We start from the raw sequence: 22,874 nt of genomic DNA on the forward strand, positions 1-22,874 counted from the left end.
CGCGCCGCCTCTCCCGATTGGTGGGCCGGCGATTTCTGGCAGCAAGATGAGCGGTATGAGTGAGCTCGCGCCGTCGTTGGTCGAACTTGCCAGGAGGCACGGCATCGCGACCGAGTACGACGACTGGACCGGGCGGCGGGTGCCGGTATCGGCAACCACGCTGGTGGCAGTGTTGGCCGCGCTCGGCGTCGCGGCCGGCACGGAGCAGGAGCGCAACGTCGCGCTGACCGCGACGCTCCGGTCGTATTGGGCGCGCCGGTTGCCGGCGACCATCGTCGGCCGCACCGGTGACCAGACGCGGTTTTGGGTGCACGTGACCCACGGCGATCCCGCCGAGGTCTGGTTACGGCTCGAGGACGGCACGGTACGCGGCGGGATCCGGCAGGTCGACAACTTCACCCCGCCGTTCGACCTGGACGGCCGCTGGGTCGGCGAGGCCAGCTTCGTGCTGCCGGCCGATCTGCCGCTCGGTTATCACCGGGTGCACCTGCGTTCCGGTGGCAGTGAGACCAGCAGCGCGGTGATCGTGACGCCGGATTGGCTCGGGCTGCCGGAGCGGCTCGGCGCCCGGCGGGCCTGGGGCCTGGCCGCCCAGCTCTACAGCGTGCGCTCCACACAGTCGTGGGGCGTCGGCGATCTGACGGATCTGACCGACCTGGCCGTCTGGTCGGCGTCGCGGCACGGCGCCGACTACTTATTGGTCAATCCGCTGCACGCGGCTCAGTTTTCTGGGCCGGCGGGACATATGGAGCCGTCGCCATACCTGCCGACATCACGGCGCTTCGACAACCCCATTTATCTTCACGTCGAGGCGATTCCCGAGTTCGCCGAGCTGCCCAAGCGCAGCCGGGTGCGGCGGCTGCGCTTCGACGCGCAACAGCGAGCCGCTCGGCTCGACGCGATCGATCGCGACGGCGCGTGGGCGGCGAAGTGCGCGGCGCTCCAGCTTTTGCACCGGGTGCCGCGGTCCGCGGGCCGCGAGCTGTCCTACGCAGCCTTCCGCGCCCGCGAGGGAACCCCACTCGATGACTTCGCCACCTGGTGCGCCCTGGCCGAGAAGTACGGCGACGATTGGCATTCGTGGCCGAAGTCGCTACAGCATCCCCGCGCGCCCGGCGTCGAGCGGTTCGTCGAGAAGCATGCGGAGGCAGTCGATTTCCATCGGTGGCTGCAGTGGCAACTCGACGAGCAACTTGCCTCGGCGCAGTCGCAGGCGATCCGGGCCGGAATGGCGCTGGGCGTGATGCACGATCTCGCCGTCGGCGTGCATCCCAACGGCGCCGACGCGTGGGCGCTACAGGATGCGTTGGCGCTCGGTGTCACCGCCGGCGCGCCGCCGGACGAGTTCAATCAGCTCGGCCAGGACTGGTCCCAGCCGCCCTGGCGGCCAGATCGGCTCGACGCCGAAGAGTATCGGCCGTTTCGGGCAGTGATCAGCGCGGTGCTGCGGCATGCCGGCGGCGTACGCATCGACCACATCATCGGATTGTTCCGGCTGTGGTGGATCCCGGAGGGCGCAGCGCCCACCGAGGGTACGTACGTGCGTTACGACCATGAAGCGATGATCGGCATCGTGGCCCTCGAGGCACATCGCGCCGGGGCGCTGGTCGTCGGCGAGGATCTGGGCACGGTCGAACCGTGGGTGCGCGACTACCTGCTGCTGCGCGGATTGCTGGGCACCTCGATCCTGTGGTTCGAGTTGGACCGGGACGGAAACGGCGGTCCGCTGCCGGCCGAGCGCTGGCGCGAGTACTGCCTGTCCTCGGTGACCACGCACGATCTGCCGCCGACCGCGGGCTATCTGGCGGGCGACCACGTGCGGCTGCGCGAAGCCCTGGGATTGCTGACCCGCCCCGCCGAGGACGAGCTCGCCACCGACAGGGCCGAGCTGGCGGCCTGGATGGCCGAATTACGGCGGGTGGGCTTGCTCGACGACGGCGAAGACGACGCGGAGAAAATCGTCATCGCTTTGTACCGGTACTTAGGCCGGACGCCGTCGCGGTTGGTGGGCGTGGCACTGACCGACGCGGTGGGTGACCGCCGGACCCAGAACCAGCCCGGCACCACCGACGAATACCCCAACTGGCGGATTCCGCTGACCGATCCCGCCGGGCGCCCGGTGCTGCTCGAAGACTTGTTCACCGACGTCCGCGCGGCCACCCTGGCCGAGGCCGTGCGCAGTGCGATTGCGCCCGCGGCCGTCGAGAGCGTGCCTGTTAACTTCTGAGGCCATGAAGGTCTCAGTCGTGGCGCCGGTGGCCGACGGCGTCACCGCGGATCCCGAGTGGATGGCGGCCTTCGCCGGCCACCTGGAACAGTGCGGGTTCGAGTCGATCGTTGTCGTCGAGCACACGGTGCTGGTCACCCGCTACGACAGCGTCTACCCGTATGACAGTTCGGGACGCGTGGGCCTGGCGGCCGACTGCCCCATCCCGGACCCGCTCGATCTGCTGTCGTTCCTGGCCGGGCGCACCACCACCCTCGGGCTGGCCACGGGCGTGTTGGTGTTGCCCAACCACCATCCGGTGGTCCTCGCCAAACGGGCCGCAAGCGTGGACGCGTTGTCGGGCGGGCGGCTGCGGCTGTGCGTGGGCGTGGGATGGCTCAGGGAGGAGCTGGAGGCGTGCGGCGCGGACTTCGAGAACCGCGGCAGACGCGCCGACGAGCAGCTGGCCGTCTTGAGGGCACTGTGGGCCGATCAACCGCACGGGGCCTCGTACCACGGGGAGTTCTTCAGCTTCGACAACGTCATGTGTTACCCGAAACCCATTGCCGGAGAGCGGCTTCCGGTCCACATCGGCGGGCACAGCCGGGCAGCGGCCCGTCGCACCGGCCGCTTGGCGGACGGCTTCCAACCGCTCGGGGTGGCGGGGCCGCAGCTGGCATCGCTGATCGCGCTCATGCGCGACGAGGCCGCGTCGGCGGGCCGCGATCCGGCGGCCCTGGAAGTGTCATTGGGCCACGCCGTCAACAAGATCGACGCCGAACGGGCGGGCAGCCTGGCCGATCAGGGCGCCGACCGGCTCGTGCTGGCGATGCCGTCGACTGTCGACATCGAGCAGGCCAAGGACGTGCTATCGGCGTGCGCGCAACGGCTTTCGCTGATCGCGTGACCCCGATGAGCCTGTCAGCCGACGACCGATCAGCCCTCAGCCACTTGGTGCACAGCTACGCGGCCCACCTGGACGAGCGTCGATTCGATTTGATAGCAACGCTTTTCACTGACACCGCCGTGCTGGCGGTGCCCGAACCGCCCACGGCGCTTGAGCCGATCCATGCGCACCGTGGGCGAGGCGCCATCACAGCCGCGGTCGCTACCGTCGCGGCCGTCGCCCGCACCGAGCACGCCATCGTCGGCGAGGTCTACGAGGCCACCGGGCCGGGTGCGGCCCGTGGGCGGGTTGCGTGCATCGCGCACCACTGGGACCAGCGCGGCGACGAATTCGTCGACGTGGTCTGGCATCTGCGCTACGACGACGAATACGAGCTGACCGACGGATGGCTGATCGGCCGCCGTGCGTTGACCATCAACGCCCTTGAGACCCGAAAGGCCCGCCGGGTGCGGCCACACGACGCGATCTAGCAAGCTTGCAGAAGACTTTGCGCAAACTCACAGCGACCCTCCATAAACCGAATCTGCGGCGCAAATGGGCGCTTCGTTAGGCAGGTGCGGTCATCGCGCCGGGGAGCGTGGTGGATTTCGCCCGCTCCGGGCGGGAGCAGGCCGCCCTGGGCCCGGGTGCGGCCGCGGCCGGTGCGCTTCTTCCTGATCGTGTCCAATTTTTACAAGTGGATCCGTGTATTTTCGGCCGCGTGACGAACACGGAACAGGGGAACCTGAACGTCAATGCCGCCGGAACCACCAGAGGACGGGAAGCGCCGAACGGCAATGTATCGACGCTGGCGGTGGGCACGCCGCTGGACTCCTCCCCGGATTACCGCAACGAGATTCACACCGCCGAAGACGTCATCGACGTCGAGACCTACGGCGGCGGTTTCGATCTCACCCGGCGGGCGACCGCGCCGAAGCTGCGCATCGGCCGCGACCGGTGGTTCAACCTGCTCTGGCTGATCCCGATCGGCTTCGCCCTGCTGATCGCCGGGGTGGCGGTCGGCAAAGGCCTGCACAACATGCCGGCGGTCCAGTCGTTCATTGCGCGTCATCCGGGGACGGACAGCTCCAATGTCACCCCCGGCCTGCCGGCCTGGATCGGGTGGACGCATTTCTTCAATCTGTTCATGATGATGTTCATCATCAGGACCGGGATCCAGATCCTCTGCGACCACCCCCGGCTCTACTTCAGCCGCAACGCCACCCCGGGTAAGGACGAGTGGCTGCGCGTCGGCCCGCCGGTGCCGGACGACGAGCTGTGGACCGCCAACGCCGACACCGTCGCCCTGCCACCACAATTGGGACTGCCCGGATTCCGGCACTCGATCGGACTGGCCCGGTGGTGGCACCTGGGCGTCGATGTGCTGTGGCTCGTCAACGGTGCGGTCTTCTACGTGTTGCTCTTCGCGACCGGACAGTGGCGGCACATCGTGCCCACCAGCTGGGATGTCTTCCCCAACGCCGCGTCGGTGGCCGTCCAGTACCTGTCGCTGGACTGGCCCACCGACAACGGCTGGGTCGCCTACAACGGCCTGCAGCTGTTGTCCTACTTCACCACGGTCTTCATTGCCGCCCCCGCGGCGTTGATCACCGGGCTGGGCATGTCGCCCGCGCTGTCGCAGCGCGTGCACTGGCTCAGCAAGCGGCTGAGCATCCAGCACGCGCGGTCACTGCATTTCGTGGTGCTGGTCTACTTCCTGTTCTTCATCCTGGTGCACGTCACGATGGTGTTGACCACCAGTGCGCTACGAAACCTCAACCACATGTTCGCCTCCCGCGACGACAACAGCTGGGTGGGCTTCGGAATCTTCGCCGCGGCCATGGTGCTGACGGCGATCGCGTGGGTTTGGGCCACGCCCTTCACTATTCGCCATCCGCGGGTGATTCAGCGGGTCGGATACGCGCTCGTCGGCCCGTTCCAGCGGATGCTGGAGCAGCTCGACCCCAAGCCCGGCGCCTTCACCGAAAAGGACATCTCGCCGCACCACTGGCGCAACGGCCGGCTGCCGGAGACCGTGGAGTACAAAGAGCTGGAAGCAAACGACTTCCGGGACTGGCGGCTCAAGATCTACGGTCTGGTCGAGCATCCGATGGAGTTCTCGCTCGAGGACTTGATGGCGCTGCCGTACCACGAGCAGATCAGCCAGCACTTCTGCATCCAAGCCTGGTCGGGCGTCGCCAAATGGGGTGGCGTGCAGATGAAGACGATCATGGACATCGTCAAACCGCTGCCCGAAGCCAAATGGGCGGTGTTCTATTCCATGGGCCTCGGCGCGACCGGCGGCATCTATTACAACGCCCATCACATCGGCCAGATGGACCATCACATGACGATGCTCGCCTACAACATGAACGACCATCCCCTCCCCTACATGCATGGCAGGCCGCTGCGGTTGCGCAACGAACTGCAGCACGGTTTCAAACTCGTCAAGTGGATCAAAGGGATCGAGTTCGTGGCCGACTACCGCGACATCGGCAGCGGCTACGGCGGTTACAGCGAGGACCACAAATACTTTGGGCGGCACCAGACGCTGTAGGGCGTAGCGCCGAACCCTCGGCGCCGACGCCTCAGGTCGTTTGTCCCTTCGGCAATCCGGGTAGCTCCACGGAAGCGGCCGAACGGAAGTGACCGGAGGAGAGACGCCCATGAGCCACCGCCCTGTCGATCATGATCGGATCCCTCGCTCCGGTAGCGTCGAACCGGCGCACGACTTGGGGCGCACGCCCGGGCTGATCGTCGTCGGGGCCGCGGTGTTGGCACTCGTGATGTGCGTGGCCACCTTCGCCCTCGGTGACGCCGGCGCGGGTGTCGCCGCCGCGATCGTCGCCATGCTCACGTTCGGGGCCGGGCTGGCGTGGCTTGGCATGGACCGCAGGCGGATTCGCCAGGCGGAACGAGACTGGCCCGTCGGCCACGCTGCGCGGTAGCACCGCCGGTTGCAACGCCTACTGCAGCGAGGCGAGATTTTTCACGGACTTCTCCACATCGGAGCGCAGGATCCGGGCGACCAACCCGCCGATCGGGCCGCTGAGTAATCCGCCCCTGAGGTCGGCGGTGAGATGGAAATCGGTTCCGGGCTGCTGATCGGTGACGGTCATCGCGACCCCGAGGCGGATCCCACCGCGACCGCGGCCTTGCAGCTCAATCGATTTCGGTTCATCGTAGTTGGTGACCGTCCAGTGGATGACGTTGCGGAAACCCTTCACCTTCACGCACGACGAGACGCACGTGCCCTCCTCGATCTTGTCGGGCACCGGTCCGCGCCACCCGGCGAATATGGTCATCCACTCGTCGAATCGGCTCAGGTCGGACGCCAGCTTCCAGGCGGCCTCCGGGTCTACCTCCGACGACACCGAAACATTTACTCGTGCCACGCCTTGTCGCTCCTCCCCACGATTGCGGTTGGCACCGGCACGGCAACACAGGCGACCAGCGCGCAATGCACTGGATACCCCGGTGGGGCCGGGCCTACGCGTTCGCCGCGCCCTTAGGGCCAGACCTCCTGCAATTGCTTCGCCACGTCGATGATCTGCGCGGACTGCGACTGGGGCGCGTCGATCTCCTCGGCGACGTACTGCGCGACGAATCGGCGGATCTCGCCATCGACGCCGGCGAGGATGCGCAGCACCTCGCCGCGGAAGGACTTCGACGACACGTTGACGGTGATATCGGAAGGCCGCGGTTTCGCGACGTCGACGATCAGCAGCAGCGGTTCGGCGGCTCGGGCCGTGGCCCGCAGCGCGATGTCCCCGGAGACGACGAACCGCTGCTTGTCGAGCCGAAGGTCGAGCAGCAGATCGATCGACAAGGGAATGTGGATGACGAACGTGATGCTGTCGCCCAGGCGGCGGGTGACCTTGGGTTCGTGGATCTTGACGTTGGCGCTGACCTTGGCGATCCCGCCAGGCCCCTGAGCGATGGGCTCCATGGCGAACTCGTTGCCCGCGATGTCGGCCAAAGCGGCGGCGACACGCTCGGGGGTGACAGCGACCTCGAAGAATCTGCGTCCGAACTCTTCGTAGGTGACATAATCGTGAGTCTCCATAGGCTTATACCGTCTCACGCCGGCCGCCGGAACCGTCGCTGATCTGCCCGCGTCGCAGAAATCCGCGTTCGTTACACCCCCGCCGGGATCATCGGTGATCCGGGCGCGCTGTGAAGCACGCCACAGGCCGGGCGCTTCGATTCGATCCTGCGGGTGGTGGCCTGGGAGGCTTGATGACTTGGGAGGTGATTTCGATGTGTGCCCGGAAAATCCCCGAGCGGCGCTCGGACTTCTCGCCCGCGGGCCTGCTCACCTGGCTTGGCGGCGGGCACCGGCGGGAGCTGGAGGAGCGCCATGAGCGGTCCACGCACGCCGTCACCGGCGCGGTGGTGTTGTTCGGAGCGATGCTGGCCTGGCTCGTCGCAGCGCTGGCGGTGAGCGAATCGGCCCACTGGTCGCTCCTGTTCGTGGTGCCGCTGACCCTGCTCTTCGGCCTGCTGGCCGGCGCGGTCACCCGCGCCGTCACCTCCGGTTCCGGCCGGAGTCGCGCCGGACTCGCGGCACGGGCGGTGGTCGCGGCCGCCGTCGGCGTCACCGTCGGCGAATTGGCCGCAGTCATCCTGCTCTCCGGCTCGATCGACCACCGTCTCGACGAACGCGCCCTGCGCAACGCCGGCTCCGCGCCGGCGGTCGCGCAGGCGACGGCGTCCCTGCAACAGAGCAGGGATGCACGCGGCGCGCTCGACACGGCTGTCGACCGCGCTCACCAGCAGCAAGACCAGGCCCTGGTCATCGCGCGTTGCGAATACCACCCCACGCCCGGCTGCCCGCAGACCCGGATCACCGGTGTGCCCGGTGCCGGGCCCGAAACGCGCACGGCGAACGAGCTTCTCGCGGACGCCCAGCGCGAACTCGACGACGCGCTGGCGGCCCGGGATCGCCAGGCGCCCGGGCTGGACGCCGAAATCTCCCGCGAAGCGCACGCACTCGACGAGGCACGCCACGGCGTCATCGCGGACGCGGATCGTGGTCTGGGTGCGCGCTGGGTCGCCATGAACGACCTGACCTCCGCCGACTTCGGTGCGCTGGCGATGCGGCTGCTGACTATGGCGTTCTGCGTGCTGCTCTACTTGCTGCCGCTGATCCTGGGGCGGTGGCGGGGCGAGACCAGCCACGATCGCCATGCGGCGGCGCGTGCGGAGCGGGAACGCGCGGAACTCGAGGCGGACACGGCGATCGCGATCAAGCGGGCCGAGGTTCGCCGCGAGGCCGAAATCATGTGGGCCGAGCACCAACTCACCCAGGCCCGGCTGGCGATCGAGGCTCAGACCGAGATCGACCGCGAGCAGCAACGCCGGCGCATCGTGGACGCGTTCGATCCCCCGGTGCTGGCGTCGTCGCACCGCGCCTTCGAGCCCGCCGACGAAGACATTTACCTGCCGATCGCCGCGGAAGCCGAGGCCGCCAGCCGTGCGGCCCTCGGCCCCCCCGTCCCGGTGCACACCGCCGATGTGGAGAACTTGCCGGCGCCCATCGCGCGCGAGGTGGAGCCGCGCAAAGATCGGGACAACTCGTCGATTCCGTCGATTCCGGACGCCACCAAGGCCGCGGCGCGCTGGATACGCCCGCTGGTGCCGCCGTTCGTGGCCCGGGTCATCGACACCACGACCGCGCCGCTGCGCACCGCGCGTCACGTCTTCGAAGAGGTCGAGGAGATCACGTTCGCGTTCAGGCGCACCCACAAGGTGACGGTCGACGCCGAAAGTTCCGACGCGGGCGGTCGGCCCACCCGGCCCGCTGAGGCCGGTGAAGCCCCTCCCGGTCAGGCGGGATTCATCGATTCGTCGCGGGTCGAGCGCGCGGCGGTGACCCACCTGGGTGGCCAGGAGCCGCGCGGCCCGTCGCTGGGCGCGCGCGCCGACAACCCGGAGTTGGCGCAGCGGGAGGGTCCGGCCGAACTGGATTCGCCGACCGGCCCGCGTCGGCTCCCGCCGGCTTAACGATCTGAGCTGTCCCTGGTGCGCTCGTAGAACCGACGGACCCGGGCCCTGTTGCCGCAGTCGGCCGTACTGCACCAGCGACGGTTCTGCCGGTGGCTGGTGTCGAGGAACAGCCATCCGCACTCGTCGTCGCCGCATCGCTTGATACGTGAGCCCGGGACCCCCGTCAGGAACGTCACCGCTTCGACCGCGAGCCGGTGGAGCGGTGTTTGCGCCATCAACGCAGGCTCCTGCCAGTCGGCGGCATCCGCACCGACGACCAGGCGCCTGGCCCGCAGCGCGGATCGGTAGGCGTCAGCGACTTTGCCGGCATCGCAGGCGGACCCGCACCCCGTCCAGATGCGATGGAGGGCCTCCCTGAGCTGCTTCGTCCGATGCAGCGCTCCGTCGCAAGCAACGCGGTCCGAGGTGACGCCCGCGGCGAGGGTGCGCGCCTCGCGGAGCGACAACACCCCTGCGTGCTCCGCCCAAGCGACCAGGTCCGGATAGTCCGACAAATAGTCGGTACGGCGATGGGGGTCGCCCCGCCATGCCACCGTGTTGACCAAATCGACTGCGGGATGGCCCCCGCGCAAATCGAGATTGGCCGCTTCCGACCGTGCCATAAGCAACCATGCTAATGGTTAAGCACTGATTTACCCATTAGCATGGTGGGTATCCCCCGACCATGAGACATGTTCCCGCACGCTCACTGGATCGGGTCGGATTGGCAACGGGCGCCTTGTCCGTGTCGGCGTCGGCGGTGCTGCTCAAGTTGGCCGCCACCACACCGGCCACCGCCACGGCCGCGCGCTGCCTGATCGCGTTGCCCGTGGTCATGCTCCTTGCGGCCCCGGAATGGCGACGCCGCGGCGGCTTGCCACGGCGGGCGCTGCTGTCGGCGATCCTGTGTGGCGCCTTGTTCGCCGGCGATATGTTGCTGTGGACGCAGGCCATCCCGGAAGTGGGAGCGGGCTTGTCGACGGTCCTCGTCAATGTCCAGGTCGCCGTTGTCCCGGTGCTCAGCTGGCTGGCCGACGGGGAACGCATTTCGCGCCGATTCCTGCTGTCGCTGCCCGCCTTGCTGGTCGGCGTGTTGCTCGCCGGCGGCCTACTCGAGCAAGGGATTTCGGGCTCTGATCCCATCCGCGGAACGATGCACGCCGTGGGCGCAGCGCTGTGCTACTCCGGGTTTCTGTTCCTGCTGCGACGCGGCGCGCAAGCCGGCAGGCCGATGCAGACATATAGCGTCGTGCTCGCGACGTCCGCGATTGTGGCGGTGGCAGTCGGCCCGTGGTGGCATGGCCTGCTGGTCTGGCCGGGCTGGCGAGCTCTCGCATGGTTGACCCTGGTTGCCATCACCGGGCAATTGTTCGGCTGGCTGCTCGTCGCCTTCTGCTCGGGCCGCCTACCCAGCACCGTGAGCTCCGCCCTCTTGTTGCTCACCCCGGTGGGTGCTATCACGCTCGGCGCGGTCGCGCTCGGTGAACGCCCGTCTCCCCTTCAGCTTGCCGGTTGCGCACTCGTGATGTTGGCGGGATATCTCGGCAGCACACGAATTTCCCTATCTTCCAACGCATCACACGATGCATGCACGCCCGAGGTTCCGGCGGTTCGTGCAACGCATCCGTCGGCGAGCGCTCGGCGCTAACGGTGCGGCTACTCGTTGCCGAAGGCGGCATAGAGTTCCGGGAGGAAGGCCGCCAGGTGATTCATCTCCTGTGCGCAGTGCACCATCAGATTGCGGGCGCCGGTTTCCGCGTTGCCGAGCACCCGCGAGGCGATCGGGCGCACCGCGCGCGAAGCGACGCCGGGGACGTTGCGCACTTCGATGTGCCGGCCGCCCATCCAGAATCGTGACCGCATCTCGGACCCGTTCGGCGTCGACCGGACGTGGTGGATGAACCATCCGACGTCCACCGGGGCCTCGCTGGATCCCAGCCGGGCGCAGATCGCCACCGCACCGTCGCTGTCGGGTGGGCAGCCCATCGCCGCAGGATCGACGAATTGGATTGCGCCATTGAGCATCGTCGAGCCGATGTACTCGCTGATCAACGACCAGCGGCCGACGTAGCGGTCGGCGCCCCGTAGGCCGACGGCCGCGTCGTCCCGGCCGTCCTGCCGTTGACCTTTCCAGGCGGCGTGCAGATGGGCCCGGGGATGCCACAGCTTGTAGCGGCGGGCGTCGCAGCCGTGCCAGCCGAACCACCACGACCACATCTCCGGCGTGACCCCCGGCATGTCGGTGCGTACCGACACCTGATAGCCGCCGTCGTCAAGGACCCCGTAGCCGTTCTCGGTCCGCTGGTAGCCGTCGTCGGCGACGCGCGCGGCGTCGTCGAAGGCCAACAGCGCCATGGCGCCTTGCGGCCCGCGTTCGAGTGCCTCGACGACATGGCGTGGCAGCGCGGCCATTTCGGGCGTGAAGAACTTGCCGAACGGGGTGTTCGCGTCGTCACCGCGATACCCCAGATACAGATCGCCCGCCATCAGAGTCGCCCCATCCAGCTGTTGAACACACCGTCGGGGTCGTACTCGGCGCGCACGCGGTCGAGTTTGGCCATTGCGGCGTCGCTGGCGAACCGCGCCGGACGCTGGCCGAGGTTCTCGTCGGCGAGCTGAATCCCGATGGCGAATTCGGACATCGCGGCCATGTTGGACCGCGCCCAGTCGGCGTACTTCGCCTCGTCGGCCGGGTCCTTCCACGAACCGTAGAGCGCCAGGTAGATGTCGCCTTCGATGCTGTAGGCCATGTCCTGGCGGGCAGGGCACGGGCCCCAGTTCAGCCACAGAAAATGCGCCGGGTGTGGGGGCATGGTGTCCAGGATCGTCCGGATGCCCGGCAGCAGGTCTTCCGCGGGCGCCGACGTCCACATGTTGTCAACAGCGTAGTAATGATCGGACAGGTAATGGCTCATCGCGACGTCATACCAGGTCGCGAGATCGGTTGGCATGTAAGGGATTTTGACCAGCGCCCGATCGGCGACCGGGCAGGTGCCGAACAGGGCGAGCGCCTTTTCCGCCTCAGCATCGGAATCCGCGAAGGCGGGCGACGCCAGCGAGATGACCGGGGTGTCGATGCCCATGTTCGGTTCGCCGCGGGATGCCACGGCCTGCAGCTCGACCCGGGGGTCCACTTCGGCGCTGACGGCGCGGGTCCACGCGAAAACCTCGTCGGCCAGCTCGAACGGATAGACATAGACGCTGGTGCCGCAGGCACCGGGGCGCGGATAAAGCTTCAGATAGAACGACGTGACCACGCCGAAAAAACCGGGTCCGGCCCCACGGGCGGCCCAGTAGAGGTCGGCGTTGTTGCTGGCATCGCAGTGAATCCGTTCGCCCTCGGCGGTGACGACATCGAGGCCCACCACGCTCTCGCAGGCCGGGCCGAAGATTCGGCTGTTCCAGCCGTATCCGCCCTGCAGGAGGTAGCCACCGAGGCAGACCCCTTTGCAGTGCCCGCCGGGAAAGAACAAGCCCTGCGCCTCGAGGTCGGCCATGAGGAGGCTGCCGCCCTTGCCCGGACCCACTCGGGCAAGGCCATTTTCGGCGTCGATGGAAACGTGGTCGAGGCGGCTGACGTCGAGCAGGACGGAGCCGTCGCGCAGATGGCTGGCCGCGAAGCTGTGTCCGCCCGAGACAATGCTGACCTTGAGACCGTGGGCCGTCGCATGGCGGATGCCGGCGATGATGTCGTCGGTGTCGACGGCCTGCACGATCACTTCGGGGTAGCGTTCCGGTACCCGCTGGTGCCAGACGGTGCCACGACGGGCCGCCTCGTAGCCGTCATCGCCGCGGAAATGGTGCCGCCCGGCCGGTAGCCCGCTCATCTGGAATCTCCCGTGATCCGCAGTTCGGATCTTTGTGATCCGCAATGCGGAACACTATAGTGGACGGATGCCGTCCTCGGGGGACAATTTTGCAGCCGGGCGCGACGAGGGCATCCAGGTACTGCGTCGCGCCGCCGCCGCGCTGGACGAGATCGCCGCGGAGCCGGGCCGGTTGCGTCTGGTGGACCTCGGTGAGCGTCTCGGGCTGGCCAAGTCGACGGCTCGCCGGCTGCTGGTGGGCCTGGTCGAGGTCGGACTGGCCAGTGTCGATCCACAGGGCCGTTTCTCCCTCGGCGACCGATTGCTGGGGTTGGGCAATTCCGACGGCGCGCACATCGCGGCGGTGTTCCGCCCAACGATCGAACGGGTAGCGCGCGCGACCGACGGCGAGACGGTCGACCTCTCGGTTTTGCGTGGCCGGCGAATGTGGTTCGTCGACCAGATCGAATCGTCGCATCGCCTGCGCGCCGTGTCGGCCGTCGGCGTCCGGTTCCCGCTGGAGTCGACCGCCAACGGCAAAGCGGCCCGCGTCGGCATCGACGACTCCGACGCCGAGGCGGTGATCTGCCGCTTGGATCCCGGGTCCGCCGACCGCCTCCGCGCCGAGGTGGCCGAGATCCGGCGCACCGGAATCGCTTTCGACCGAGACGAACACACGCCGGGTATCTCGGCGGCCGCGATCGCGCGACGCGGGGTGGGCGACAACCTGATCGCTATCTCGGTGCCGGCACCGACGGAGCGCTTCCGGGAGAAGGAGCAGCGCATCGTGGCGGCATTGCGTGCGGCCGGCGAATCGGCGGCCTGGCCGCGCTAGCCTCGGCGGAGCTCGTCGATGCCGGCGTGATTGGAGTTGGAGACGGCCGGGTTACCCCTCGAAAGCTCGGCCGTCCCAACGTCTTGATGCCCGCTCAGCAGGGCACTGCGGCGGAGGAGAACAGCGTTCCCCACTCGTGCCGAGCCGCGGATTGCGCGTCGGTGAAGCTCGGTGTCTTTTCGCCGTCGCCGGCCAGGTGTACCAGCGCCCACGCCATCGCGAATACCGGCACCTTGTGCCGTAATGCCGCGCTGTGCAATTCGTCCAGGGCCGCTTCCGACGGGCACCGGCGAAGGCCGATGAGAATGCCCCGCGCGGTGTCGAGGATGCGACCAGAGTGTGGGCCACACGAGGTCTGGGCGGGAACCCAATTCGTTGTCATGTTGTGGATACCTCCTGCGGCGCCGTCACGAATCCACCACTCGCACAGCGGACGAGGAATTCCTGCGCTACGCATCATCGCGGCCGCAAACCTCAAAGGCGCCCTGTGCCATGATTTGTCGATCTTTCGCGTTGTGCCAGACCACCGCCGCGATCGATACCCGCCTGTGACCGTTCCGGGATCGGGTGCTAATCAACCAATCCGGTGAAGTGCCTGGTCGGTGCCGGAATCCGTGATCTTCGGATCAGTTTGCCAAAGACAATAATTCGTCAAAGCCACCGACGATAGCGTCATGGAATACGTCGTAGTCGGGTATCGCGGTGGTATCGACGTTCAACCCGAGACCACACGTGTCGACATAGGTGAGGAGCGTGACGTTGACCGCCGCGCCGATGGTGGGTCCGAACGCGTACTGGGCGCGCACCGCTGCACCGCCGAGGTAGACCGGCACGGGAACGCCCGGCACATCGCTGGCCACGAAATCGACGTGGCGCAGAACCGAGCCGATGTACCAACGGGGCACCAGATTGAGCACTCCGGCGATCAATTGCGTGTAGGGCAGCGATCTTTCGTTCCGTACCGCCGCGGTGCGCTGGCGTATCGCCGCGATCCGCTTTGCTGGATCCGCCTCGCCGACGGGCACGTCGAAGCGCATCAGCGTGATCCGGTTCCCGCCAATGCCATCGGCTTCGGTCCGCAGGCTGATCGGCATCGTGATGTGCAAGTCGTTCACCGCGACGCCGTGCTTCTCGTGATAGAGGCGCAGTCCACCCGCCACCCCGGCGACGAAAGCGTCATTCAACGCCCCACCGCAACGGTGCGCCGCTTCCCGAAGCGGCCGCGTCGGCACCTGATGCACCCCGAGACGCCGGATCAGGCCACGGTCCGTCGCCAGCGGTGACCCGGGTCGGCTGATCGGCCGGACGGTTCGGTAGACCGATGCCGCGGTGTTCGCCGCGGACCGGATGGTGGCGACGGGCCGGCGGACGCCGTCGTACATCAGACGTGGCACCAACGTGGCCGCGCCCGTCAGGGCGCTGTTGAGCAAGCCGGTGTCGTAGCGCACGGCGTCGCGGTAACCCCCCAGCAGCGCCGGGGCCGTGACCTGTGGCTCGGGCGGCATGGGTTCCACGGAATACAGATCTTCCGAGAGGTCGAACAGGTGCATCGCGATCTGGACCCCGCCGACCCCATCGGTGAGCGCGTGGTGAAACTTGCAGATCACGGCCGCACCGCCGTTTTCCAGACCCTCGACGAACGTCGTTTCCCACAACGCGCGGGCCCGATCGAAATCCTGCATCTCGGCCAATCGGGCCATCTCGAGCACGTCGTCAAGAGTTCCGGGGGCGGAAACTGTCGCTCGCCGCAGGTGGTAATCGAGGTCGAAGTCCCGGTAACGCTCCCATCGCGGCGGGGCCGGCGGAGGTGACTGCACCACGCGCTGCCGGAACATCGGGAGCGTGCGGCTGATCAAGTCGAATCGCTTCCGCACTTCGTCCCAGTCCGGGGGCCGGTCCAGAAGTATGACGCTGACCACGGTCGATCGCAGCCGTGGGTCAGTCTCCATCGCCCAGGTGAACGCGTCTGTGGCGCGCATGAATGCAGTCATGTCGGTGCTCCTCGCACCGAACGTACGTCGGCGAGCGTCCTGGGTCACCGGGTTATCGGCAGCCGATGACTTTGGTCACCACAGATAGCGCCTTTCGTCGACCGTCCCGGCGTCCTACAGAATCGCCTTGAGATCCTTGGCCCTGGCGATGTCGTCCCAATCGACGTCGAGTTCCAGCAGGATCTCTTCCGTGTGCTGACCGTGTTCCGGCGCACGCGCGGGCGCGGGCGGGGTCTCGTCGAACTGAACGGGCGCGGCGACGATCCGGTACTTCTCGCCGTGGTCGTCGACGTTGGTCACCACGTACCCGTTGGGTTCGACCTGCGGATCGTTGAGCGTTTCCCGCGGCGTCGCCAGGGCACCCCACACGCCCGGCTCGTCTTCGAGCGCCTTCTGCCAGTGGGCGAGATCGTGCCGGGCGAACACGATGGCCAGAATCTCGGTGGCCTCCGCGGCGTTGGCGATCAAGTTGCTCGACGGCACGAATCGCTCATCGGTGACCAGGTCAGCCAGGCCCACACGTTCACAGAACCCTGCCCAGAACTTGTCCGGCTGCAGGAACACCAACTGAATCCACCTGCCGTCGCGGGTCTTGTACCTGTTCACGAGCGGGTTGATGGCCAGCCCCGGCGGCGCCCCCGGGATCCCGTCGATGTCGAAGAAGTCGGCCGCCGAGATGGACGGCGCTATCGCCCACATCGCCTGGGCCAGCAGCGAGGAGTCGACGATCGTCGGTTCACCAGTGCGCTCGCGGTGGAAGAGCGCGGCGCAGACGCCACCGGCGAGCGTCGCACCGCCTTGGAGGTCGCCGAACCCCGGCCCCTGCACCGCGGGCGTGTCCGTGCCGAACGGCGTGAGCGTGTAGGCGACGCCGCCCCGCGCGAGATAGGTGGCCGCGTCGAACCCGCCGCGGTCGCGGTCCGGTCCCCGCACGCCCAGCCCGGTGCCGCGCGCGATGATGATTTTCGGGTTGAACGAACGGATGTCGTCCACGGTGAGCCGGGCCCGCTCGAGCGCCCCGGGCAGCCAATTGGTAAGGAACACATCCGCACTCGCCAAGAGGCGGCCGAACAGCTCGCGACCGGTTTCGGACTTGATGTCGATGGCGATGCTGCGCTTGCCTCGGTTGCCCAGCTCGAGGATGAAGTCGGCGTCCGGGCGCGCCGCCTGCCGGGTGAAGCCGCCGACGACCAGCGCGCGCCCGGGGTCACCCGAGGCGACGCCCTCGACTTTGATCACGTCGGCGCCCCAGTCCGACAGGGCCGCACCGGCCGACGGCACGTAGGTCCACGACGCCAATTCGACCACCCGCACCCCTTGCAGGACACCACCGCGCACGCCAGACATCGCCAACTCCCTCGGTCGACCGGTTCATTCCTTGCTATTTTAGATATTCTAGCTAGTCTAGGGCGTAGTGGTAGCCCAGCTGCAGGTCAGAGCAGTTTTTCGTGGAAGAGATGCGATGGATCCGACCGTTGGCCCGATTCCAACACCCGTGACCCCGCGTATCCCGGCGAAACGGGACGGCCGGCGGAGTCATTGCGGCCGCACCGACGAATGGTGTTGGGCCCCAACGTGGGTCGCGGTGTAGATACACGGACGAAGGACGGGCGATGGGCAGGGTAACCGGCAAGGTGGCCGTGATCAGTGGCGCCGCACGCGGCCAAGGCCGTTCGCACGCGCGGATGCTGGCCGCCGAAGGCGCGGACATCATCGCGGTGGACCTGTGCGCCGACATCGAGACCAATGAGTATCCCCTGGCCCGGCGGGAAGACCTCGACGAGACGGCCCGGTTGGTCGAGAAGGAGGGCCAGCGCGCGTTCACCGCGGTCGCGGACGTTCGCGATCGGGTGGCCCTGTCCGCGGCGATCGATGAGGGCGTCGCCGAGTTGGGGCATCTCGACGTCGTCGTCGCCAACGCGGGCATCTGCCCGCTGACCGCGGGCCTGCCGCCGCAGGCCTTCGCCGACGCCGTGGACGTGGACCTGGTCGGCGTGCTGAACCTGGTGCACGCGAGCCTCAAGCACCTGCAGGCCGGCGCGTCGATCATCGTCATCGGTTCCAACGCGGCGTTCATGTCGTCGATGAACACCACCGGCATCGACGGGGGGCCCGGCGGTGCCGGATATGCCTTCGCGAAATTGGCTGCCGCGCATTACGTCAACGACTTCGCCCTGGCGCTCGCCCGGTTCTCCATCCGGATGAACGCGGTGCACCCCACCAACGTCAACACCGACATGTTGCACAGCCCGCCGATGTATCGGGCCTTCCGGCCGGACTTGAAGGATCCGACCCGCGAGGATGCCGAACCGGTCTTCCCGCTCGTGCAGGCGATGCCGATCCCCTACGTCGAACCCGAGGACATCAGCGAGGCGGTGTTGTTCCTGGCCTCCGACGCGGCGCGCTACATCACCGGCCAGCAGCTCCGCGTCGACGGCGGCGGCTTCCTCAAGGTCAAGCCGTGGTCGGGTGCGTGATACCGATGACCGACTCCGCACCGGACGCCCAGCGCCGGCTTTATGAGCTGATGGTGCTGATGAAGGCGGCCGACGACCGGCTGTCCAAAGGCATCGGCACCGGCGAGTTCATGTGCGTCTACTGGCCCTCGCGCGGCCAGGAGGCCATCGCCGCCGCAATGGGCGTGGCGCTGCGCCCCGACGATCGGCTGGTGACCACCTACCGCGGGCTGCACGACCTCATCGGCAAGGGCGTCCCGCTCGAGGAGATCTACGGCGAGATGATGGGCCGCACCGTCGGCGCCAGCCGCGGCAAGGGCGGCACTATGCACATCGCCAATCCCGCTAAGGGCGTGATGCTTTCGACCGGGATCGTCGGGGCCGGACCACCGGTGGCGGTGGGATTGGCGATGGCGGCCAAACGCAAGGGCTCCGATCGCGTCACGGTGGTCAGTTTCGGTGACGGCGCGACGAACACCGGGTCCTTCCACGAGGCCGCGAACATGGCGGCGCTGTGGGACCTGCCGATGGTCTTCGTCTGCCAGAACAACCAGTACGCCGAGATGACGCCCACGGCCGACACCATGAAGCTCGAACACGTCGCCGACCGGGCGGCCGGCTATGGCATGCCCGGGGTGCGTGTCGACGGAAACGACCCGCTGGCAGTCAAATCCGCACTCGAGGACGCGCTGCGGCGGGCCCGCTCCGGTGACGGCCCCACCTTCATCGAATGCGTGACGTTTCGCTTCCGCGGCCATTACTTCGGCGACCGGATGCCCTACATTCCCAAGGATCAACTTGCCGCCGCGATGGAGGCCGACCCGGTCCCCCGGTTCCGCAGCCACCTCGCCGACACCGGCCTCTGCACTCCGGAGGAACTCGACCGCATCGACGACGAGGCGCTGGCGGCGGTGGAAAGTGCGCTGCAAGCGGTGATGGGCGCCGATTCCCCGTCTATCGAAGAGCTGGACATGGATGTGTACGCGACCCCGATCAGGTTCCCGGTATGAACACGCAAGAGCGGGAGATGACGATGCGCGAGGCGCTCAACCTCGCACTGGATCAAGCGCTTGCCGCCGATGACCGGGTGTTCCTGCTCGGTGAGGACATCGCCGATCCGGGCGCGTCCGGACCGACCGCGGGACTGTCGACCAAGTACGGTCACGACCGCGTCCTGGACACCCCGATTTCCGAGGCGGCGATCGTCGGCGCGGCCATCGGCGCCGCCATCGACGGCCTGCTGCCGGTGGCCGAGATCATGATCATGGATTTCATCGGCATCGCGGCCGACCAGCTGATCAACAACGCGGCCAAGCTGAGGTTCATGACCGCCGGACGCACGACGGCGCCGATCACCATTCGCACCCAGGTCTACGCCGGGCTGGCCACCGGTGCCACGCATTCGCAAAGCCTCGAGGCGTGGTTCATGCACATCCCCGGCATGAAGGTGATCGTGCCGTCCACACCCCGCGACGGGAAGGGCCTCCTGACATCGGCGATCTTCGACGAGGATCCCTGCCTCTTCGTCGAAACCATTCGGCTGCAGGGCAAGAAGGGTCCCGTCCCCGTCGATCCCGCGTTCTCCATCCCGCTGGGCCTCGCCGACATCAAGCGGCCGGGCACCGACGTGAGCCTGATCGGCTACGGACGCTGCGTGCACGACGCCCTCACCGCCGCGGCCACGCTGGCCGAACAGGGTGTGAGCGCCGAGGTCGTCGATCTGCGCACGCTGGTACCGCTCGACGTCGAGACCATCGTCGACTCCGCCCGCCGTACCCGCCGTGCCGTCATCATCCATGACGCGGTCCAATTCGCCGGCCCCGGAGCGGAGCTCGCTGCGATCCTGCACGCGGAGTTGTTCTCCGAGCTGGCGGCGCCCGTCGAACGGGTGGCCGCCCGATTCGTCCCCAACCCGGCCGCGGCGGCGCTCGAAGCGCAGGTGTACCCCTCCCCGGCACGAATCGTCGCCGCGGCGCTGAAGACCTTAGGGAGGACCCTGACGGGAGCGAGAGTGCATGGCTGACTTCATCATCCGCATTCCGCGGGTCTCGGTGGCCGTGTCGGAGGCCGAGCTCACCGACCTTCTCGTCGACGCCGGCCAGCACGTGGATGCGGGCACGCCCCTCTACGTGATCGCCACCGAGAAGGTGGAACAGGAGATCGAAGCGGGGGCGTCGGGCACCGTGCAATGGACGGGCCAGGTCGGCACCACCTACGACATCGGCGCCGAAATCGGCGTCATCACTTCTTGAACCAGGAAAGGTGAGCACGTATGGATCTCAACGAGACTCGCGAGAGAATCATCTACCAGAAAGAGGGGCCCATCGCCCGCGTCATCCTCAACTGGCCGGAGAAGGCGAACGCCCAGGATCAGAAGCTGGCCGAAGAGGTGGATGCCGCGCTGCTGGACGCCGACCGCGACTACGACATCAAGGTGCTCGTCCTCAAGGCCAACGGCAAGGGCTTCTGCTCCGGACACGCCATCGGCAACAACGCCGTCGACTACCCGTCGTTCGTGGAGAACGCCATGGTGACCGGCCACCCCTGGAAGGCGCAGTCGGACCTGTTCGTCAAGCCGACCCTGAATCTGTGGGAGTTCTCCAAGCCCACCATCGCGCAGGTGCACGGCTACTGCGTCGGCGGCGGCACCCATATGGGCCTGACCACCGACATCGTCATCGCCGCCGAGGACGCCTATTTCTCCTACCCGCCGCTGCAGGGCTTCGGGATGCCCTCGGGCGAATGTTCCATCGAGCCCTGGGTCTTCATGAACTGGCGCCGCGCGGCCTACTACCTGTTCACCGCCGAGGTGATCGACGCCAAGAAGGCGCTGGAGGTCGGCCTGGTGAACGAGGTCGTTCCACGTGATCAGCTCGACGACCGTGTCGAGGCCATTGCCCGGCACATCGCCCAGGCTCCGTTGACGACGCTGATGCTCACGAAGGCCAACCTGAAGCGGGCCTGGGAGCTGATGGGCATGCGGGTGCACTGGCAGAGCTCCAATGACCTGGTCGCGCTGGCCTCGATCAGCAAGGACGTCCAGCAGCTGATTCAGACGGTGTTCAAGGACAAGGTGTTGCCGTCCGAGCACGCCCGGCGGCAGGCCGCGGCGGCCGCGTCGACCGACGGCGCCACGGCCACTTAGGGTTCCGCGGGGCTCGCGCAAGTGAATCTTGCCGATCACGCCACGAGGGCCGGACAGGCGCCGGCCCTCATCGTCGCGGGCGGTGACACGATCTCGCACTCCGCGCTGTACGCCCGCAGCCAGCGCGTCGCCGCGGTGCTGCACGGCGCCGGGCTGCGCCCCGGCGACGGCGTGGCCCTGATCTTGCCGAACCGACCCGAGTTCCTCGAAATCACCTGGGCCTGCCAGCTTTCCGGCCTCTATTACACCGCGGTCAACACCCACTTCACCGCGGACGAGGTCGCCTACGTCATCGACGACTCCGATGCGCGGGCGGTCTTCGTCGACGCCACCATGCCCGAACTTGCCGCCCACGTCCGCGCGGCCAACCCGGCCGTCACCGTTCACCTCGCGGTGGGGGGAGCCTTGCCCGGCTGGCGCGCGTACGAGGAGGCGCTGGCGACGGCCGGTGCCGCACCGCCCGCGTCGGACGGGTCGGAGATGCTGTATTCGTCGGGCACCACCGGCAGGCCGAAGGCGGTCCGCCGGCCCCTTCCGACCGACGGCAACGGTTCCTGGGCTCAGGCGGTGCTGGAATTGGCGCTCACCCACAAGTACGGGATGAGCCCGTCGAGCGTGTACCTCTCCCCCGCACCGCTCTACCACGCGGCCGGAGTGAACTACACCATGGCGGTCAACCGCGTCGGCGCCGCGGCGATCCTCATGCGCAAGTTCGACGCCGAGACCGTCCTGCGGTTGATCGAGACGCACCGCGTGACGCATGCCCAGTTCGTGCCCACCATGTTCGTGCGAATGCTCAAGCTGCCCAGGGCGGTTCGGGAAAGGTATGACGTATCGAGCCTGCGATGTGTGATCCATGCGGCCGCGCCCTGCCCGGTCGACGTCAAACACCACATGATGAAGTGGTTCGGGCCGATCATCCACGAATACTACGGTGGCACCGAGGGATTCGCGGGCACGACCATCGGTCCGGAGGAATGGCTGGCCCATCCCGGTTCGGTGGGCAAACCCATGTCGCCGGTGCACGTCATCGGAGACGACGGCGTCGAGTTGCCCGCCGGCCACGCCGGTGAGCTCTTCTTCGAAGGCGGGCCCGCCTTTGAATACTTCAAGGACCCCGCCAAGACCGCCTCGGTGTTCAACGACCGGGGCTGGCGCACCCTGGGCGACATGGGGTACGTCGACGACGACGGCTATCTCTACCTCACCGACCGGTCCACATTCATGATCGTTTCCGGCGGGGTGAACATCTACCCCCAGGAAGTCGAGAACCTTCTGATCATGCATCCCAAGCTTGTTGACGCGGCCGTCTTTGGCGTCCCCAACGACGAGTTCGGCGAGGAGGTCAAGGCCGTCGTACAGCCAGTCGACGGTGTCCGGCCGGGGCCCGACCTCGAGGCCGAACTCATCGAGTACTGCCGAGCGCACCTGGCGGGCTACAAGTGCCCGCGCAGCGTCGAATTCGTTCCGGCACTGCCCCGGGACCCGAACGGAAAGCTGTACAAGAGACGCATTCGCGAGCGTTACTGGCAGGGGCGGTCAACGCGGATCGTGTAATCGA

22 protein-coding genes are annotated in these 22,874 nt (G+C 67.5%); 14 read left to right on the forward strand and 8 right to left on the reverse strand.

Going from position 1 to position 22,874, the window contains the following annotated elements:
- The first annotated feature begins 55 nt into the window (after positions 1 to 55).
- The 5 genes from malQ to A5773_RS12120 all read left to right on the forward strand — a co-directional run bounded on the left by malQ (position 56) and on the right by A5773_RS12120 (position 6,040).
- Positions 56 to 2,227, forward strand: a complete 2,172-nt coding sequence (gene malQ / locus A5773_RS12100) for a 4-alpha-glucanotransferase (protein ID WP_067791061.1) — start codon at positions 56 to 58, stop codon at positions 2,225 to 2,227.
- Positions 2,228 to 2,231: 4 nt separating this feature from the next.
- Positions 2,232 to 3,113: an LLM class F420-dependent oxidoreductase gene (locus A5773_RS12105; RefSeq protein ID WP_067791063.1), complete on the forward strand. Its 882-nt coding sequence runs from the start codon at positions 2,232 to 2,234 to the stop codon at positions 3,111 to 3,113.
- 5 nt (positions 3,114 to 3,118) lie between these two features.
- Complete coding sequence (locus tag A5773_RS12110; RefSeq protein WP_067263151.1) at positions 3,119 to 3,583, forward strand: nuclear transport factor 2 family protein; 465 nt, start codon at positions 3,119 to 3,121, stop codon at positions 3,581 to 3,583.
- Positions 3,584 to 3,906: 323 nt separating this feature from the next.
- Positions 3,907 to 5,649 (forward strand): molybdopterin-dependent oxidoreductase, encoded by a 1,743-nt coding sequence (locus A5773_RS12115; RefSeq protein ID WP_067791138.1) that lies wholly within the window; start codon positions 3,907 to 3,909, stop codon positions 5,647 to 5,649.
- 109 nt (positions 5,650 to 5,758) lie between these two features.
- Positions 5,759 to 6,040 carry a hypothetical protein gene (locus A5773_RS12120; RefSeq protein WP_066953904.1) on the forward strand — a complete coding sequence of 94 codons (282 nt, stop codon included), beginning with the start codon at positions 5,759 to 5,761 and terminating at the stop codon, positions 6,038 to 6,040.
- An 18-nt stretch (positions 6,041 to 6,058) separates the two neighbouring features.
- On the opposite strand, the gene A5773_RS12125 is transcribed toward A5773_RS12120, so the two are convergent.
- Both A5773_RS12125 and A5773_RS12130 read right to left on the reverse strand, forming a co-directional pair.
- Entirely contained in the window at positions 6,059 to 6,487 is a 429-nt protein-coding gene (locus A5773_RS12125; RefSeq protein ID WP_066953901.1) for an SRPBCC family protein, read from the reverse strand.
- A 113-nt stretch (positions 6,488 to 6,600) separates the two neighbouring features.
- Positions 6,601 to 7,158, reverse strand: coding sequence for a hypothetical protein (locus tag A5773_RS12130; protein ID WP_066953897.1), 558 nt, complete (start codon positions 7,156 to 7,158; stop codon positions 6,601 to 6,603).
- Positions 7,159 to 7,352: 194 nt separating this feature from the next.
- Between A5773_RS12130 and A5773_RS12135 the strand changes: the two genes are divergently transcribed.
- Positions 7,353 to 9,098, forward strand: coding sequence for a DUF4407 domain-containing protein (locus tag A5773_RS12135; protein WP_067791139.1), 1,746 nt, complete (start codon positions 7,353 to 7,355; stop codon positions 9,096 to 9,098).
- Here the strand turns inward: A5773_RS12135 and A5773_RS12140 are convergent.
- Complete coding sequence (locus A5773_RS12140) at positions 9,095 to 9,703, reverse strand: CGNR zinc finger domain-containing protein (RefSeq protein ID WP_067791065.1); 609 nt, start codon at positions 9,701 to 9,703, stop codon at positions 9,095 to 9,097. The two genes, A5773_RS12135 and A5773_RS12140, sit on opposite strands and share 4 nt — an antisense overlap.
- A 62-nt stretch (positions 9,704 to 9,765) precedes the next feature.
- Between A5773_RS12140 and A5773_RS12145 the strand changes: the two genes are divergently transcribed.
- Entirely contained in the window at positions 9,766 to 10,728 is a 963-nt protein-coding gene (locus A5773_RS12145; protein ID WP_082948204.1) for a DMT family transporter, read from the forward strand.
- A gap of 8 nt (positions 10,729 to 10,736) precedes the next feature.
- Here A5773_RS12145 and A5773_RS12150 read toward each other — a convergent pair whose 3' ends face one another.
- Both A5773_RS12150 and A5773_RS12155 read right to left on the reverse strand, forming a co-directional pair.
- Positions 10,737 to 11,567, reverse strand: coding sequence for a DAPG hydrolase family protein (locus A5773_RS12150; RefSeq protein WP_067791069.1), 831 nt, complete (start codon positions 11,565 to 11,567; stop codon positions 10,737 to 10,739).
- The gene (locus A5773_RS12155; RefSeq protein ID WP_067791071.1) at positions 11,567 to 12,907 is read right to left on the reverse strand and encodes an FAD-binding oxidoreductase; all 1,341 of its coding nucleotides are present in this window, start codon (positions 12,905 to 12,907) and stop codon (positions 11,567 to 11,569) included. The genes A5773_RS12150 and A5773_RS12155 overlap by 1 nt, the downstream gene beginning before the upstream one ends.
- Positions 12,908 to 12,974: 67 nt before the next feature.
- On the opposite strand from A5773_RS12155, the gene A5773_RS12160 reads away from it, so the two are divergent.
- Entirely contained in the window at positions 12,975 to 13,721 is a 747-nt protein-coding gene (locus A5773_RS12160) for an IclR family transcriptional regulator (RefSeq protein WP_067791073.1), read from the forward strand.
- A 94-nt stretch (positions 13,722 to 13,815) separates the two neighbouring features.
- Here the strand turns inward: A5773_RS12160 and A5773_RS12165 are convergent, their stop codons facing one another.
- The 3 genes from A5773_RS12165 to A5773_RS12175 all read right to left on the reverse strand — a co-directional run bounded on the left by A5773_RS12165 (position 13,816) and on the right by A5773_RS12175 (position 17,059).
- Positions 13,816 to 14,103, reverse strand: coding sequence for an ANTAR domain-containing protein (locus A5773_RS12165; RefSeq protein ID WP_066953878.1), 288 nt, complete (start codon positions 14,101 to 14,103; stop codon positions 13,816 to 13,818).
- Positions 14,104 to 14,347: 244 nt separating this feature from the next.
- The gene (locus tag A5773_RS12170; RefSeq protein WP_067791074.1) at positions 14,348 to 15,712 is read right to left on the reverse strand and encodes a wax ester/triacylglycerol synthase domain-containing protein; all 1,365 of its coding nucleotides are present in this window, start codon (positions 15,710 to 15,712) and stop codon (positions 14,348 to 14,350) included.
- A gap of 114 nt (positions 15,713 to 15,826) precedes the next feature.
- Positions 15,827 to 17,059, reverse strand: coding sequence for a CaiB/BaiF CoA-transferase family protein (locus A5773_RS12175; RefSeq protein WP_067791075.1), 1,233 nt, complete (start codon positions 17,057 to 17,059; stop codon positions 15,827 to 15,829).
- A gap of 266 nt (positions 17,060 to 17,325) precedes the next feature.
- Between A5773_RS12175 and A5773_RS12180 the strand changes: the two genes are divergently transcribed.
- From A5773_RS12180 to A5773_RS12205, 6 genes are read left to right on the forward strand one after another with little or no spacing between them, the layout of a single operon-like run.
- Complete coding sequence (locus A5773_RS12180) at positions 17,326 to 18,189, forward strand: mycofactocin-coupled SDR family oxidoreductase (protein WP_067201105.1); 864 nt, start codon at positions 17,326 to 17,328, stop codon at positions 18,187 to 18,189.
- Between the two features lie 5 nt (positions 18,190 to 18,194).
- Complete coding sequence (locus tag A5773_RS12185; RefSeq protein ID WP_067791140.1) at positions 18,195 to 19,178, forward strand: thiamine pyrophosphate-dependent dehydrogenase E1 component subunit alpha; 984 nt, start codon at positions 18,195 to 18,197, stop codon at positions 19,176 to 19,178.
- A complete protein-coding gene (locus A5773_RS12190; RefSeq protein ID WP_066953866.1) occupies positions 19,175 to 20,191 on the forward strand; it encodes an alpha-ketoacid dehydrogenase subunit beta in 1,017 nt (338 codons plus the stop codon). The genes A5773_RS12185 and A5773_RS12190 overlap by 4 nt, the downstream gene beginning before the upstream one ends.
- Positions 20,184 to 20,420: a lipoyl domain-containing protein gene (locus tag A5773_RS12195; RefSeq protein WP_066953863.1), complete on the forward strand. Its 237-nt coding sequence runs from the start codon at positions 20,184 to 20,186 to the stop codon at positions 20,418 to 20,420. Before A5773_RS12190 ends, A5773_RS12195 begins: the two co-directional genes overlap by 8 nt.
- 20 nt (positions 20,421 to 20,440) lie before the next feature.
- Entirely contained in the window at positions 20,441 to 21,313 is an 873-nt protein-coding gene (locus A5773_RS12200; RefSeq protein WP_066953859.1) for an enoyl-CoA hydratase-related protein, read from the forward strand.
- Positions 21,314 to 21,334: 21 nt separating this feature from the next.
- Complete coding sequence (locus tag A5773_RS12205) at positions 21,335 to 22,870, forward strand: acyl-CoA synthetase (protein ID WP_067791076.1); 1,536 nt, start codon at positions 21,335 to 21,337, stop codon at positions 22,868 to 22,870.
- Positions 22,871 to 22,874 lie beyond the last annotated feature (4 nt).

This window comes from Mycobacterium sp. 852014-52450_SCH5900713, assembly GCF_001667075.1.
Classification (GTDB): domain Bacteria; phylum Actinomycetota; class Actinomycetes; order Mycobacteriales; family Mycobacteriaceae; genus Mycobacterium.